13 protein-coding genes and 2 rRNA genes (1 of these 15 running past the window's edge) are annotated in these 14,888 nt (G+C 45.1%); 8 read left to right on the top strand and 7 right to left on the bottom strand.

Annotated elements, in window-relative coordinates; all coding sequences use genetic code 11:
* Window positions 1-43: 43 nt before the first annotated feature.
* A complete protein-coding gene (locus GV030_RS10495) occupies window positions 44-994 on the bottom strand; it encodes an NAD-dependent epimerase/dehydratase family protein (protein ID WP_159582259.1) in 951 nt (316 codons plus the stop codon).
* Between the two features lie 91 nt (window positions 995-1,085).
* Between GV030_RS10495 and GV030_RS10490 the strand changes: the two genes are divergently transcribed.
* Window positions 1,086-1,331: a hypothetical protein gene (locus tag GV030_RS10490; protein WP_159582258.1), complete on the top strand. Its 246-nt coding sequence runs from the start codon at window positions 1,086-1,088 to the stop codon at window positions 1,329-1,331.
* A gap of 9 nt (window positions 1,332-1,340) precedes the next feature.
* The gene (kbl, locus tag GV030_RS10485; protein WP_159582257.1) at window positions 1,341-2,531 is read left to right on the top strand and encodes a glycine C-acetyltransferase; all 1,191 of its coding nucleotides are present in this window, start codon (window positions 1,341-1,343) and stop codon (window positions 2,529-2,531) included.
* On the opposite strand, the gene cdaA is transcribed toward kbl, so the two are convergent.
* Together cdaA and folP are read right to left on the bottom strand one after the other, a co-directional pair.
* Window positions 2,524-3,465: a diadenylate cyclase CdaA gene (cdaA, locus tag GV030_RS10480; protein ID WP_159582256.1), complete on the bottom strand. Its 942-nt coding sequence runs from the start codon at window positions 3,463-3,465 to the stop codon at window positions 2,524-2,526. The two genes, kbl and cdaA, sit on opposite strands and share 8 nt — an antisense overlap.
* Window positions 3,462-4,331, bottom strand: coding sequence for a dihydropteroate synthase (folP, locus tag GV030_RS10475; protein ID WP_159582255.1), 870 nt, complete (start codon window positions 4,329-4,331; stop codon window positions 3,462-3,464). The genes cdaA and folP overlap by 4 nt, the downstream gene beginning before the upstream one ends.
* A gap of 22 nt (window positions 4,332-4,353) precedes the next feature.
* Between folP and GV030_RS10470 the strand changes: the two genes are divergently transcribed.
* The 3 genes from GV030_RS10470 to GV030_RS10460 are packed head-to-tail and all read left to right on the top strand — an operon-like array spanning window position 4,354 to window position 6,481.
* On the top strand, window positions 4,354-4,902 hold the full coding sequence (locus GV030_RS10470) for a DUF1599 domain-containing protein (RefSeq protein ID WP_159582254.1): 549 nt from the start codon (window positions 4,354-4,356) through the stop codon (window positions 4,900-4,902).
* Entirely contained in the window at window positions 4,899-5,987 is a 1,089-nt protein-coding gene (locus tag GV030_RS10465) for a BT_3928 family protein (RefSeq protein WP_159582253.1), read from the top strand. Before GV030_RS10470 ends, GV030_RS10465 begins: the two co-directional genes overlap by 4 nt.
* Entirely contained in the window at window positions 5,987-6,481 is a 495-nt protein-coding gene (locus tag GV030_RS10460; RefSeq protein ID WP_159582252.1) for a shikimate kinase, read from the top strand. The genes GV030_RS10465 and GV030_RS10460 overlap by 1 nt, the downstream gene beginning before the upstream one ends.
* On the opposite strand, the gene GV030_RS10455 is transcribed toward GV030_RS10460, so the two are convergent.
* On the bottom strand, window positions 6,478-8,076 hold the full coding sequence (locus GV030_RS10455) for an OmpP1/FadL family transporter (RefSeq protein ID WP_159582251.1): 1,599 nt from the start codon (window positions 8,074-8,076) through the stop codon (window positions 6,478-6,480). The genes GV030_RS10460 and GV030_RS10455 overlap by 4 nt on opposite strands.
* A gap of 27 nt (window positions 8,077-8,103) precedes the next feature.
* On the bottom strand, window positions 8,104-9,465 hold the full coding sequence (locus tag GV030_RS10450; RefSeq protein WP_159582250.1) for a hypothetical protein: 1,362 nt from the start codon (window positions 9,463-9,465) through the stop codon (window positions 8,104-8,106).
* 126 nt (window positions 9,466-9,591) lie between these two features.
* On the opposite strand from GV030_RS10450, the gene proS reads away from it, so the two are divergent.
* From proS to floA, 3 genes are read left to right on the top strand one after another with little or no spacing between them, the layout of a single operon-like run.
* The gene (proS, locus tag GV030_RS10445; protein ID WP_159582249.1) at window positions 9,592-11,067 is read left to right on the top strand and encodes a proline--tRNA ligase; all 1,476 of its coding nucleotides are present in this window, start codon (window positions 9,592-9,594) and stop codon (window positions 11,065-11,067) included.
* A 3-nt stretch (window positions 11,068-11,070) separates the two neighbouring features.
* Window positions 11,071-11,538, top strand: a complete 468-nt coding sequence (locus GV030_RS10440) for an NfeD family protein (RefSeq protein ID WP_159582248.1) — start codon at window positions 11,071-11,073, stop codon at window positions 11,536-11,538.
* Window positions 11,539-11,544: 6 nt separating this feature from the next.
* Entirely contained in the window at window positions 11,545-12,570 is a 1,026-nt protein-coding gene (gene floA / locus GV030_RS10435; protein WP_159582247.1) for a flotillin-like protein FloA, read from the top strand.
* 665 nt (window positions 12,571-13,235) lie between these two features.
* Here floA and rrf read toward each other — a convergent pair.
* Both rrf and GV030_RS10425 read right to left on the bottom strand, forming a co-directional pair.
* Window positions 13,236-13,347, bottom strand: a 5S ribosomal RNA gene (gene rrf / locus GV030_RS10430).
* Window positions 13,348-13,583: 236 nt separating this feature from the next.
* Window positions 13,584-14,888: ribosomal RNA gene (locus tag GV030_RS10425) — 23S ribosomal RNA — on the bottom strand (it continues 1,568 nt past the right edge of the window).

The following is a 14,888-nucleotide window of genomic DNA, read 5'->3' as shown; positions in this document are numbered from 1 at the left end:
GCATTTGAATGCTTATTCTATTAAAGCCCATTTTGCTTCGATATTATTTTGTGGAAACCAATTGTACTTCAAGATTGTCCAGCATGGTCTCCGTCATTTTTGCCAAATCAAATGAAGGGCTCCAATTCCAGTCTTCACGTGCCTGATCATCAGCTATGCTATCAGGCCAGCTATCTGCTATCTGTTGTCTAAAATCGGGATTGTATTCTATTTGAAAATCCGGATATCGTTTACATATCTCCCTATAAATCATATCCGGCGAAAAGCTCATAGCCGAGATATTGTAGCTGGATCTCACTTTCAGCGCGGTGGGATCTGCCTGCATCAGGTCAATGGTCGCCTTCACGGCATCATCCATATACATCATCGGTAGCAGGGTATCAGGCTTCAGAAAACATTCATAGCTGTTGTCGAGGATAGCCTTCCAAAAAATATCCACCGCATAGTCGGTGGTGCCACCCCCTGGCTTGGCCTTATATCCTATGAGCCCTGGGTATCTCATAGAACGAACGTCCACTTTGTATTTTTGAAAGTAATACTCACACCACCGCTCACCAGCAAGTTTACTGATGCCATAAACCGTGTTGGGGTTCATGACGGTAGTTTGTGGGGTCTGCACCATCGGTGTATCCGGGCCAAATACCGCAATGGAGCTAGGCCAATAAATCTTTGAAATCCTGTCCCTTCCTGTTTCCAGTACATTGAGCAGGCTGGTCATGTTCAGGTCCCAGGCAAGCATTGGGTTTTGCTCGCCCCGAGCAGAAAGAATAGCTGCTAAATGATAAATCTGATCAATATTGTGGGTAGAGATCACCTCATCCAGCCGGGACTTATCCATCACGTCCAGTTGCTCATAAGGTCCATCCTTGATCAGATCTACCGCCTCGCGAAGATCAGATGCTACCACATTTTCAATACCAAACAGATCACGGAGTTTCAGGGTCAACTCCGTACCAAGCTGCCCACAGGCACCTATGACAAGTATTTTTTTCATCGAAGGGGGTTATGTCGTTTATTCTGGGCAAAAGTAGTAATTTGATATTTCTCGCCACTATAACCTCGAATCCTTCTAAATTTGTTTTCTCATGAATTTAAGAGCTTACCTCATCGGCAAAAAAATAGATCCGGATCGTCTGAAAAGCAATGAAAGTGACCTTTATAAGTCATTCAACATCATTTTCTCGCAGATGCATCCAGATAGCTTCACGGCGCAAAAGCTCTTTTTGATTAATAAATTGAGAAGAAAATATAGGCTGGAAAAAGAACCGGAAGAAAACGCCGTAAAGCAGGTGAAAAAGGTGAAGCCAAAGATTGTTCCTAGATTAAAATAAACAACCCCAATGTACAACGCACTCAAAACTAAACTCGAAAGCGAACTAGCAGAAATAAAAGCAGCCGGGCTCTATAAAGAAGAGCGAATCATCACTACCCCACAAGATGCCGTCATCAAACTCCAGAATGGGCAGGAGGTCATCAACTTCTGTGCAAACAACTATCTGGGGCTGTCTTCGCACCCCAAGGTCATAGAAGCCGCTAAAAAAACCATTGATACGCATGGATTTGGAATGTCTTCAGTACGTTTCATCTGTGGTACTCAGGATATCCACAAGGAGTTGGAGGAAAAAATCTCCGCCTTTCTGGGCACCGAGGACACCATCCTGTATGCGGCAGCCTTTGATGCAAATGGCGGAGTATTCGAGCCTCTTTTGGGGCCAGAAGATGCCATCATCTCGGATGCGCTCAACCATGCCTCCATCATCGATGGTGTAAGGCTCTGCAAGGCGGCAAGATATCGCTATGCAAACAATGACATGGCAGACCTGGAGGCCCAGCTAATTGCGGCATCAGAGGCTAAGGTGAAAGTGATCGTCACGGACGGCGTGTTCTCTATGGACGGTACCATTGCCCAGTTGGACAAGATATGCGAGCTGGCAGAAAAATATGATGCTGTGGTCATGACCGATGAATGTCACTCCACCGGGTTTATGGGCAAAACCGGACGTGGAGTGCATGAACACAGAGGTGTCATGGGCAAGGTAGATATTATCACAGGCACGCTGGGGAAAGCACTGGGTGGTGCATCGGGAGGCTTCACCTCGGGAAAAAAGGAAATCATAGAGCTCCTGAGACAAAGGTCCAGACCATATCTGTTTTCAAACACGCTGGCACCGTCCATAGTGGGGGCATCGATAGCGGTAATCGACATGCTCTCAGAGACCACCGAATTGCGAGATAAGCTGGAAGCCAATACCCACTATTTTAGAGAACAAATGACCGCTGCCGGTTTTGACATCAAGCCAGGGGAGCATGCCATAGTACCCATCATGCTGTACGACGCTGTGCTGTCTCAGGAAATGGCTCGGAAACTCCTCGAGAAAGGAATCTATGTCATTGGATTTTACTTCCCGGTAGTGCCCAAAGGACAAGCCAGGATCAGAGTGCAAATGTCTGCGGTACATGACAGGACACATCTCGATAAGGCAGTCAAAGCTTTTACGGAGGTAGGAAAAGAACTTGGAGTAATCAGCTAGCCTTAGCTGATTCTTTCACCGGGGGCTTTGGCTCTTCCTTCTTGGAATCTTCCTTTTTTTTGGGCTCCTCCTTTTTGGTGGAGCCTTCTTGTTTGGCCTTCTTCAATACACTCTCGGAGCTCGTCGTTTCCTTGGCATCCTCATATAGGTATTCATTGATGGTCTTACGAAGTTCCTGAGTGGAGAGGTTATGAAAAATCTCGCCATTTCGCATGGTAGAAATCTGGCCTGTCTCCTCAGACACCGCTACTACCAGCGCATCGGTGTTCTCGGACATTCCAATACCCGCGCGGTGCCTCAGACCAAACTGGGCAGGAACTTCCCGCTCTGTCACTGGTAAAATACAGCGTGCTGCAATGATTTTATTGTTATAAATAATCACGGCACCATCGTGCAGCGGGCTATACTTATTGAAAATGGCCATTAGCAGTCGCTTCGAGATCACAGCATCCAGCCGATCACCGGACTCTGCAAAAAATTTCAACTCGGAGTTTTTTGAAATCACGATAAGCGCTCCCGTATTTGTACCTCCAAGGGTTTTAGCCGCTTCTATCAGTGGGGTTACATCTGCCTTCTGATAATTCCCTTTACTGGACCAGATGGACTTGAAATTATCAAACAGATTCCCTTCATTAAAAATGGACGTACGCCCGAGCAAGAGTAGGAACTTTCGAATCTCCTGCTGAAAGAGAATGATGGCAGCCAAAACTCCCACACCCATAAACTGTCCCAGCACATTGCTGATCAGCTCCATCTCGGCAGCTTTTACCATCAGGTAAATAAGATAAAGCACCAGAAAGCCCAAAAAAACCTTGATGGCCACGCTGCCCTTCATCAGTTTGTATACCTGATATAGCAAAATGGCAAACAGGAAGATATCGATGATATCCACCCAGCCTATTTCCAGAAATCCGATATAAAAACCTAAGATCAATTTATAATTTGATTAACGAGTTTTACTGCTTCTACCGCCTCCTTCACATCATGTACTCGGAGTATTGAAGTGCCTTTCAACAAAGCTACGGTATTTAATACAGTTGTGCCATTTAACGCGGCTTCTGCTTCAATATTTAGTGTTTTATAAACCATCGACTTGCGGGATACCCCAATCAAAAGGGGATGCCCGAGATGTTTCAAGTACTCAACGCGATTCAACAGATAAAAATTCTGCTCCACAGTCTTGGCAAATCCAAAACCAGGATCGATGATCACGTCCTTGATTCCGGCGGTCTTTGCCGCTAAGATGCGCTCTGAAAAATAGTGGGTCATCTCTCCAAGCAGGTCTTCATATCCGGTCTTTTGCTTCATATTCTGGGGCGTCCCCCGCATATGCATGGCAATATAAGGCACTCCCATCCTGCCCACTCTTTCTAACATCCGATCATCCAGCATTCCCGCAGAAATATCATTAACGATATGTGCCCCGGCACCGATGGCCTCACTGGCTACTTCTGAGCGAAAAGTGTCTATAGAAATAATCGCCTCCGGAAATCTGGATGCTACCTGCCTGATAGGTTCCAATACCCTTTTGATCTCATCCTTTATGTCAATATCCTCTGCTCCTGGCCGTGTGGAGTACCCACCTATATCCAAAAAAGTGGCACCTTCATTGAGCATCTTGTCCGCTGAATGTAGCAAGTCAGCCATTGTCTGCTGTCGGCTACCCCCATAAAAAGAGTCTGGCGTTACATTGAGAATTCCCATCACTTTCGGCACAGACAAGTCCAGCAGGGTTCCCTTGATATTTATAGATTTTTGAGCAGTCAATGTGTTAGATTTGTCGCGAACGAACGTCAGCATACAATATAACTTATTTCAGAAATTGAAAGACCGTACGATCCATCAATACCGCGAAATTATCGCATCCTGCAAAGAAATATTTGCAAAAAAGACCAAAGATTACGGTACTGCCTGGAGGATTCTCAGGCTTCCATCGATCACTGATCAGATTTTTATCAAAGCCCAGCGCATCCGTTCCATTCAGGAAAAGGGATCCCAGAAAGTAGGGGAGGATATTCAATCAGAGTTTATCGGTATCATAAATTACTGCATCATAGCCTTGATACAAATGGAGCTGTCCAAGGATGACCCAATGGAAATCAGCTATGAGGTGCTGGAGCCAAAGTATGATCAGGCGGCTGATGCCACGCTTCAGCTACTGGCCAACAAAAATCATGACTATGGAGAGGCCTGGAGGGAAATGAGGATCAGCTCCATCACAGACATCATCCTGATGAAGCTCCTTCGCGTGAAACAAATAGAGGACAATGCGGGTAAAACAATTATCTCTGAGGGCATTGACGCCAATTATCAGGATATGATAAACTACTCAGTGTTTTGTATGATCAAACTCAAAGAAGAAAAGGCATGAAAATTTTATTCGATATCGCCAGATACCTGGTAGGTGCACTATTTATTTTTTCTGGTGTCATCAAAGTCAATGATCCCATTGGCACAGCCATCAAACTTCAGGAGTACTTTGAAGTCTTCGCTTATGATTTTGCTCCTTTTTTCGAGTGGTTTGTGCCTGCAGCACTCTTTTTGGCAGTACTGCTCAGTGTGCTTGAGGTAGTACTCGGCATTGCACTGATTATTGGTTTCAAAATGCCAAGAACCAGCTGGGCACTTCTGCTAATGATTGTCTTTTTCACTTTTCTTACCTTTTACTCAGCCTATTTTAATAAAGTGACTGATTGCGGATGCTTTGGTGACGCCATTAAGCTTACGCCATGGCAGTCATTTTACAAAGACCTCATACTGCTGGTTCTGATCATTGCCATTTTCAAAAACAGACATCAATATGGTAGCTGGTTTTCTGAAAAATTTGGCTTCTTCAAAGTGGTCGGATCAGCCATAGTTTTCACGCTTTTGGCTTACTATGCCATTGCCCATCTTCCATTTCTGGATTTTAGAGCCTATTCGGTGGGTAACCACCTGCCTTCACTCATGGAGCCTTCTGAGGAGTTGCGCTATCAGTATGTGATGGAGAAGGATGGTAAGGAAGAAATCCTGGATACATACCCAACTGACAAAGCTTACACCTTCAAAGCCATGGAGCTGATCAACCCCGAAGCCCAGCCCAAAATCACCGACCTGAGTATGTGGAATGATGAAGGAGAATTCACTGAAGAGTTGTTGCGAGGAAACAAACTGTTGATCATCATTTACGATGCCACCAAAGCCTCACGAACAAACATCGAAGCTATTAGGACACTAAGCTCTCAAACTCAAAATGCTGATGTTTGGGTACTCACCGCATCAGGATACGAAGAATTTGAAGCCTTCAGGCATGATGTACAGCTGGCGGCACCTTATTTCTATGCGGACGCCACTGTGCTGAAAACCATGATCCGGTCAAATCCCGGAGTGATGCTCCTTTCCAATGGCACCGTAGTAGGAAAATGGCATCACAACGACACTCCAGATGTTTCTGAAATCAACGGATTATTGCCATAATGAAGCTTGGTAAAATCTATCTGATAGGTATGCCCGGATCGGGAAAATCCTATTTTGGAAAGCAGCTGGCCAGTTCTGTAGAATTCCCTTTTGTAGACCTGGATCATGAAATAGAACTACAGGAAGGTAAGGAGATTTCAGCTATTTTCAGCGAAAAAGGAGAGGCCCATTTTCGGAAAGTAGAAAGCAAAATGCTTGTCTCGCTTTCGGAAAAATATCCTGGAGCAATCATCTCCACGGGGGGAGGTACTCCTTGTTTTCATAAGGGAATGGAATACATGAAGGATCATGGAATTACCATTTTTCTGGAAGCCGATAGAGAGCTGCTCATAGAGCGGATAGCCAGGAAAGACCATCGGCCACTCATGCAGGGCGATGTTGAAAATAGGGTGGACGAACTGTTAAAAGCCCGGCTCCCCATATATAGAAGCGCCCACATCTCTATTGAACATAGAGATATAGACCTTTTATTAGCTGCGATTAAGGCACTTTAGAAGTTGAAACCAATCGTTGCGGAGACTGTATTGGTCCGCTGCTCTATATCAGCAATGGGAGTACCCGTGCTGATCTGATAGGGTGAGTAGGCATCAAAAGACTTTCGATTCACTACTGCCAGATCGATGAAATAATCTCGGGATCTGTATCCTAACCCAAACGATACGTTTTGACTTCTACCGTCATAAGAATCATTGTTGGCAAAGGCGTCTCCGAAAAAGGCATAACCTGCCCTAAACCTGAAATCATCGTACCGAAATTCTGATCCGATGCGAAAGTTCATAGTGTTGGTATATAAATTTTTAATGGTCTGATTATCTGCTACCACAGAGAAATCATTGGATTTCAGCTGGCTCCTGGTATAGTCCACAAACTCCACATCCCCGGAAATGAAACCAACTTTACCCAGAAAGAAGGTGGCTCCCAGAGAGAGTTTTCCAGGTGTCTTCAGGTTGTATTGACTCATGGTAAGATCACTGGTTTCCTTATAGGAACCCATGTCATAAAACACTGAATCACCCTCACTATTGGTACCATTGTAGTAGGAGTAATTCTCATTCCAGTCGGTAGCAAAAGTGAAACCACTCTCATCGTTCAGGCTATAGTACGTGGGGGATTTATAACTCAGCCCCAATGTCACAAAATCCACCGGACGAACTATAAGCCCACCACTGAAGCCCACCCCACTGCCATCTATGGTGAGTTCATCCTGGATTTGAATTTTGTAAAGGAGATCATCCTGGTTTCCATCTACATCCCGAAACGAATCTTCCGTATAAGTCCTGATCCTGCTATACCGTACTGACTCAAAGGACAAGCCTGCTCCAAAATAAACCCGATCATCATAGTTTCCGCCCCAGGCGAAATTCAGGGCGCTTTGTCCTCCTTTGGTAGTAATACGCTCAATCTGTCGTGGTAAATACCCATCATAGCTATTAGCTCCCACCAGGGAGGTATACCCATCAAAGTCTCCATCCGGATAAATATATGTTCGACCATCAGCGCCCTTCTGATAGAGGTATCCGTCAGCATTTTCGATCAAAAACTGACCAAAGGCGTAATCGATATAAGCATCAGAGAGATCGTTGTTTGCACCCTCTACAAAACTATCCACAATCGAATTGGACGTATTTCTTCCTTGATAAAAAACCTCACTGTTGAAGTTGTTGCTCCTGTTAAACGTAATCGCAAAAGATCCCCCTTTGAATTTCTCATTGGTATAATCACCCTTATTGGAATTAAATACCATCCCGAGATTCGCAAAATTGAAATTATTCTTATAAGTAGAAATGGTGTTCCCAAAATAGCTCGCATCCGAATTATTGAAGGTCATGCTGGGGGTGAACGAAAGAACGCTCCTATTGAAAAATCCCAACCCGGCCGGATTAGATCCGGCCGAACTCATATCTGCACCTAAAGAAATTTGAGTGCCTCCAAGCCCTTGCATCCTGGCAGTGCTCCCATAAACCGGACTAGTCTGGCTAAAGATTCTGGCATCCTGATAATAACCCAATGACCCATCTGCCACCTGCGCGCTGGCTGACCATGCGGATATAGCTATCCCGGCAAACATGATATATTTGAACTGATTCATAGATTTAGAATTTTTTAACTGCCTGTATTATCTGCCACCACCTCTCGAACGAGAAGAACTGGACCCACCACCGGACGAACGTCCACTACTACTTCCCCCACTGCTGGATCTCGAAGATCCGCCGCTGCTAGAGCCAGAAAAAGACGACCTGCTCGATGAGCTACTACTTCTGCTTGGAGTATAACTACTCGAACTTCTGCTTCTGGTAGAGCCTGAGGAATAGGATGACGATGAACTACTACCAGATGATCTTGATCGGCTATAGCTCGAGTTACTGTTTGAGCTGCTCGCTGCAGCACTGTTATACCTCCTTGTGCCAGATGTAGATCCCGAATTTCTCAAAGTACCTCCAGAGTTACTATTCCCACTTCGAGAACTATATGTTGGCTGGGTACTTCGACTATTCCCATTTGTAACGGTAGTGACCCTACTTCGGCTCGAAGTTGGAGATGAATTGGAGACATTAGTACCGGATACACCAGCTCTCGACCTGGAGAAATACTCATTTTGGGTTCGGCTGTAGTCCCTGCGATCAGCAGTTGACACGTCAGCCCGTCCACTGGCTGAGGATGGCGCATTCACTCTACTGTTGGTTCTTGTTCCACTAGCCACTGTACCACCTCTGGAGTACCTGCTGCCCACCACTACATCTCTGCCTCGTGGCGATACATATCCATTGTCTGAGTAATACCCGCCATGATATAGACCGTGATAAAATCCTGATGTGTATGCGTAATTGTATCGATTCCATCTGCTCCAGCCCCATCCGCCATAGTATGGGCTAGACCATCCATACCACGGATCATAAAATCCACCCGCATAGCCCGGGTACCCCCATGAATTATACCAGGGGCTATAGTATCCTCCCCACCCATTACCATATCCAAATGAGATGTTAAATCCGGTGTTCCACCCAAACCATGGATCATACCATAGACTAGCTCCAGAGTTCCATCCCCTGTTATTCCATCCATTGCCATCGCCGGCACTGTTGCTATAATAATTATTAATTACTGTGGTACCAGGCTGGTCATCCACATAAGATTCAGGGTAATAGGAAATATTGGAATAGGAAGGCTCGCTGTAGGTGGCATTATCATCTACCTGATCTACATAGTCACTGTCAGTACCATAGTCCTTACTAGCCTGATATCTCGCAATGTATTCTGGATTCACCTCATGAGCAGAATAGTTATCTGTGTAGGTGTTGTTGGTGTAGGACTGATAGGTGCTCGCGCTTTTGTTCTCCACCTTCGGCTCCTCCTTCACCTGCTTTCTGTCTTTGGACGTAAAGTACAGGTCATCATACTCCTGGGCTAAAGCCCCGCTAGACACTACCATCATCACCAAAAGGCCTGATATTCGAGAGAGTTGTTTAAAAGCTTCCATAATTCCTACGTTTTATTACTATTACAATGAAACCCGGGTCTGAGTTTCCGCTTTGTCCACCTATATTTGTGACCCAGATTTCAGAAGAAAAATAAGCAATTACTATACCAAAACACTAAATCTAGCATGAGTAAAGCAATACCTAGCAGATCCGAAGACTATTCTCTGTGGTACAATGAGCTGGTTAAGAAGGCCGGTTTGGCCGAAAATTCCCCTGTTAGAGGCTGTATGGTCATAAAACCATATGGTTTTGCCATCTGGGAAAAAATGCAGCAGACGCTTGATAAAATGTTCAAAGAGACTGGCCACTCTAATGCTTACTTTCCACTTTTTATCCCCAAATCCTTCTTTAGCAAAGAAGCTTCACACGTAGAAGGCTTCGCAAAAGAGTGTGCTGTGGTGACGCACTATCGCTTGAAAAATGATGAAGTGAATGGCGGCGTGATGGTAGATCCGGATGCTAAACTGGAAGAAGAATTGATCGTTAGGCCCACTTCGGAAACGGTAATCTGGGATTCCTACAAAAACTGGATTCAGTCATATCGCGACCTCCCGTTGTTGATCAACCAGTGGGCAAACGTTGTGAGATGGGAGATGCGTACCAGACTTTTCCTCAGAACTGCTGAGTTTTTGTGGCAAGAAGGGCATACAGCCCATGCCACCAGACAAGAAGCCGAAGAAGAAACGGTGCAGATGCTGAACGTGTATGCAGAATTCGCTGAAAATTTCATGGCACTTCCTGTTACCAAAGGTATTAAAACTGAAAACGAACGTTTTGCGGGAGCTGTGGAAACCTACTGCATCGAAGCAATGATGCAAGATGGCAAAGCACTGCAAGCAGGTACTTCACACTTCTTGGGTCAAAATTTTGCCAAAGCTTTTGATGTAAAATTTGCCAATAAAGAAGGTAAAGAAGAATATGTCTGGGGAACTTCCTGGGGTGTATCCACCAGACTAATGGGAGCCCTGATCATGGCTCATTCGGATGATGAAGGTCTTGTTCTCCCTCCAAACCTGGCCCCTATTCAGGTTGTGATCGTTCCTATCTATAGAAAGGATGAGGAATTGGAGAAAATATCAGAAGTGGCTGAGAAGTTTACCAAAGAGCTAAGAGCCAAGAATATCTCAGTTCAATACGATAAAAGAGACACCCACAAGCCTGGATGGAAATTTGCGGAATATGAACTCAAAGGTGTTCCAGTGCGAATTGCGATCGGGCCAAAAGATTTGGAAAAAGGCACCGTAGAAATTGCGAGAAGGGATACCAAAGAGAAGCAATTTGTTGCGCAGGGTGAAACCGTCGAACATATTGTAACGCTGTTGGATGACATTCAAAAAAACATCTACCAAAAAGCTGCTTCCTTCAAGGAAGCAAATACCCATCAGGCAGATTCCTACGAAGAGTTCAAAGAGGTAATTGAGAAAAAAGGTGGCTTTGTGTATGCACATTGGGATGGAACTTCCGAAACGGAAGAGAAAATAAAAGAAGAAACCAAAGCCACAATTCGCTGTATTCCACTAAATTCAAACCAGGAAGAAGGAACCTGCATCTATAGTGGGAAACCTTCCAAAGGAAGAGTTCTCTTTGCAAAAGCGTACTAAATCATGGAGTGGATCACCGTCATCGGATTAATATTATTTGGCATTGGTCTTTTGATCATAGAGGTGATATTTATACCCGGAACCACCATCGTTGGTATCGCCGGGTTCATTTGTTCCGGATTCGGTGTATACCTTGGGTATGACTACTTTGGCAGCGCCACAGGTACTACTATACTCATAGTCTCAAGCGGTTTCTTGCTTGTTGTGATGATTTATGCCTTTAAATCCAGGGCATGGGAACGTTTCTCCCTGAAAGATGAAAATACCGGGAGATTTAATGATGATTTTAAAGTAACCCTCTCGGTAGGAGATCAGGGCCAAACCATCTCCTCCCTAAAGCCAAGCGGAAAAGCATTGTTTAATGAAAAAGAGCTGGAAGTCAGATCAAACGGTGGATTCATTAATGAGAATCAACAGATAAAAATCATTCGTATTGAGCCTAACAAAATAATTGTAGAACCCATTAACTAGTATCATATGATCACCACAGTAATTATTCTATTTGCGGGCATAATAGCCTTCTTCGTTTTTCTGTATTTCGTACCAATCAACCTCTGGATTACGGCCATTTTCTCCGGAGTTAGAGTTGGCTTATTGGAGCTCGTTTTTATGAGAATCCGGAAAGTGCCACCATCAGCCGTGGTAAATGCTTTGATCACAGCTACTAAGGCCGGGCTAACCATTACTGAGGATGAATCTGGACTAAAAAGAAAACTGAAGACTCAGGATCTGGAAACACACTATCTGGCAGGTGGAAATGTTCCTCAGGTAATCAGAGCATTGATCTCAGCAGACAAAGCCAACATCAATCTTACTTTTAAGCAAGCCACTGCCATCGATTTGGCTGGAAGAGATGTGTTTGAAGCTGTTCAAATCTCAGTAAACCCAAAAGTAATCAACACTCCATCGGTCGCTGCTGTTGCAGCAGATGGCATTCAGCTTGTCGCTAAAGCCCGAGTTACCATTCGAGCCAACATTCAACAATTGGTTGGTGGAGCCGGAGAAGACACTATCTTGGCTAGAGTAGGAGAGGGTATTGTAACCTCTGTTGGTTCTGCTGCCAGCCATAAAGAAGTGCTGGAAAATCCAGATAAAATATCGAAACTAGTCCTTGCAAGGGGTCTGGATGCAGGTACTGCATTTGAGATACTCTCTATTGACATTGCAGACGTAGACGTAGGAGCTAACATCGGTGCCAAGCTACAAACAGATCAAGCATCCGCTGACTTAAAGGTAGCGGAAGCAAAAGCGGAGGAAAGAAGAGCAATGGCTGTTGCCGAAGAGCAAGAAATGGTCGCTAAGGCGCAGGAAGCAAGAGCCAAAGTGATTTTGGCCGAAGCAGAAATCCCGAAGGCCATAGCTGAAGCCTTTAGAAGTGGAAACCTTGGAGTGATGGACTATTACAAGTTCCAAAACATCCAGGCAGATACTGATATGCGCGAATCAATTGCCGGATCAGGAACCAAAAAAAGCGGATCTAGCACCAAGAAAAAAGGAGAGTAAGAAAACACCTCCTAATTGAAATCCAAGCTGCTTCACAATGTGAAGCAGCTTTTTTTATGATGATCTCCTCACAAGCCGCGAGATTCATAATAAGGCATTGCACGTCACCTCGGTACAAAGTGAGACCTCTTTAGTGGCAGCATAGGATAATAACACTTGATCTTTTTAAGAATACCTGCAAATCCAAACAAGCATAAGGGGAATAGGAGTAGCCGACCGAAAGACCTCACACAATATGCTAGCATTAATTTTTGGATGCAATCAGGTAGGTTCATGTCCTCTATGCCGCATCACCATTTGCCTACTATGCCTACGCGGCCCGGGGCAAGCAAAGAAAATGAAGGTAAGTGGCCAATCAACTAGATTGAGGCACATAAGGTATCAGATCACAACTTCACCATCCACCTTTAATGCAATCCCCCCACAGAACTTCAGTTTGATCCACTTTCTTGATTGGTCGCGTCCTCTCCTCGGTTCACGTTCCTATGATTAAGCATAAAAAAAACCCTTACCAAGTAAATGATAAGGGTTAATAAAAGACTGGCAACGACTTACTCTCCCACCTGTTACGGCAGTACCATCAGCGCTGGTGGGCTTAACTTCTCTGTTCGGAATGGAAAGAGGTAAAAAAACCCTTACCAAGTAAATGATAAGGGTTAATAAAAGACTGGCAACGACTTACTCTCCCACCTGTTACGGCAGTACCATCAGCGCTGGTGGGCTTAACTTCTCTGTTCGGAATGGAAAGAGGTGGACCCCACCGCAATAATCACCATAAAGTCTTGAGTGTATTACTTTCCCTTTATAATCATATCAACAGCTTCTCTGTTTGGTATGGAAAGAGGGGGGACGCCTAGTCTGGACCCCACCGCAATAATCACTATAAATTCTTGACCACTTCTTTTAGTGGTTATTCTTTAAACTCTTCGTCTGATTTACATCAAACTTAAGAGTTGACATTATATGTGAAAGATTCATTCTCAATAAAAAAATAAAGCAAGTTTATCGCTCGCACTAGAAAGCTTACGGGTAATTAGTACTGCTCAGCTCTGATATTACTACCTATATACCTGCAGCCTATCAACGTCATCATCTATAACGTCCCTTTAAAGAAACCTCATCTTGTAGTGGGTTTCGCGCTTAGATGCTTTCAGCGCTTATCCCTTCCCAACATAGCTACCCAGCAATGCCCCTGGCGAGACAACTGGTACACCAGCGGTTAGTCCAACTCGGTCCTCTCGTACTAAAGTCAGATCTACTCAAGTTTCTTACGCTCGCAACAGATAGGGACCGAACTGTCTCACGACGTTCTGAACCCAGCTCGCGTGCCACTTTAATGGGCGAACAGCCCAACCCTTGGGACCTTCTCCAGCCCCAGGATGTGACGAGCCGACATCGAGGTGCCAAACCTCCCCGTCGATGTGAGCTCTTGGGGGAGATCAGCCTGTTATCCCCGGAGTACCTTTTATCCTTTGAGCGATGGCCCTTCCATACAGAACCACCGGATCACTATATCCGTCTTTCGACCCTGATCGACTTGTTAGTCTCACAGTCAAGCACCCTTATGCTATTGCACTCCACGCATGATTACCAAACATGCTGAGGGTACCTTTGAAAGCCTCCGTTACATTTTTGGAGGCGACCACCCCAGTCAAACTACCCACCACACACTGTCTCCGTCTCCGGATTAGGCATCAGATAAATAAAGGGCGGTATTTCACCAACGACTCCACAATGCCTAGCGACACTGCTTCAAAGTCTCCCGCCTATCCTACACATCATTTACCCAATACCAATGTGAAGCTATAGTAAAGGTTCACGGGGTCTTTCCGTCCCGTTGCGAGTAAGCGGCATCTTCACCGCTACTACAATTTCACCGAGCTCATGGCCGAGACAGTGCCCAGATCGTTACACCATTCGTGCAGGTCGGAACTTACCCGACAAGGAATTTCGCTACCTTAGGACCGTTATAGTTACGGCCGCCGTTTACTGGGGCTTCAGTTCAATGCTTCGCCGAAGCTAACATCCCCCCTTAACCTTCCAGCACCGGGCAGGTGTCAGGCCTTATACATCATCTTTCAATTTCGCAAAGCCATGTGTTTTTGGTAAACAGTCGCCTGGGCCTTTTCACTGCGCCCTGAGTTTTACGTCAGGGGCCCCTTCTCCCGAAGTTACAGGGCCATTTTGCCTAGTTCCTTAGCCATGATTCACTCGAGCACCTCAGGATTCTCTCCTTGACTACCTGTGTCGGTTTACGGTACAGGCACCTTTATCCTAACCTTAGAAGTTTTTCTTGGAAGTCTGATTAGGCACACTAT

The sequence above is a fragment of the Marinoscillum sp. 108 genome (assembly GCF_902506655.1).
Taxonomy (GTDB): Bacteria; Bacteroidota; Bacteroidia; order Cytophagales; family Cyclobacteriaceae; genus Marinoscillum; species Marinoscillum luteum.
This window is presented reverse-complemented; position numbering and strand designations above follow the sequence as displayed.

Excerpts from the sequence above, each read along its gene's own strand:
- GV030_RS10495 (WP_159582259.1), bottom strand. The coding sequence starts at position 994 with ATGAAAAAAATACTTGTCATAGGTGCCTGTGGGCAGCTTGGTACGGAG.
- GV030_RS10490 (WP_159582258.1), top strand. The coding sequence starts at position 1,086 with ATGAATTTAAGAGCTTACCTCATCGGCAAAAAAATAGATCCGGATCGT.
- kbl (WP_159582257.1), top strand. The coding sequence starts at position 1,341 with ATGTACAACGCACTCAAAACTAAACTCGAAAGCGAACTAGCAGAAATA.
- folP (WP_159582255.1), bottom strand. The coding sequence starts at position 4,331 with ATGCTGACGTTCGTTCGCGACAAATCTAACACATTGACTGCTCAAAAA.
- GV030_RS10465 (WP_159582253.1), top strand. The coding sequence starts at position 4,899 with ATGAAAATTTTATTCGATATCGCCAGATACCTGGTAGGTGCACTATTT.
- GV030_RS10460 (WP_159582252.1), top strand. The coding sequence starts at position 5,987 with ATGAAGCTTGGTAAAATCTATCTGATAGGTATGCCCGGATCGGGAAAA.
- GV030_RS10455 (WP_159582251.1), bottom strand. The coding sequence starts at position 8,076 with ATGAATCAGTTCAAATATATCATGTTTGCCGGGATAGCTATATCCGCA.
- GV030_RS10450 (WP_159582250.1), bottom strand. The coding sequence starts at position 9,465 with ATGGAAGCTTTTAAACAACTCTCTCGAATATCAGGCCTTTTGGTGATG.
- proS (WP_159582249.1), top strand. The coding sequence starts at position 9,592 with ATGAGTAAAGCAATACCTAGCAGATCCGAAGACTATTCTCTGTGGTAC.
- GV030_RS10440 (WP_159582248.1), top strand. The coding sequence starts at position 11,071 with ATGGAGTGGATCACCGTCATCGGATTAATATTATTTGGCATTGGTCTT.
- floA (WP_159582247.1), top strand. The coding sequence starts at position 11,545 with ATGATCACCACAGTAATTATTCTATTTGCGGGCATAATAGCCTTCTTC.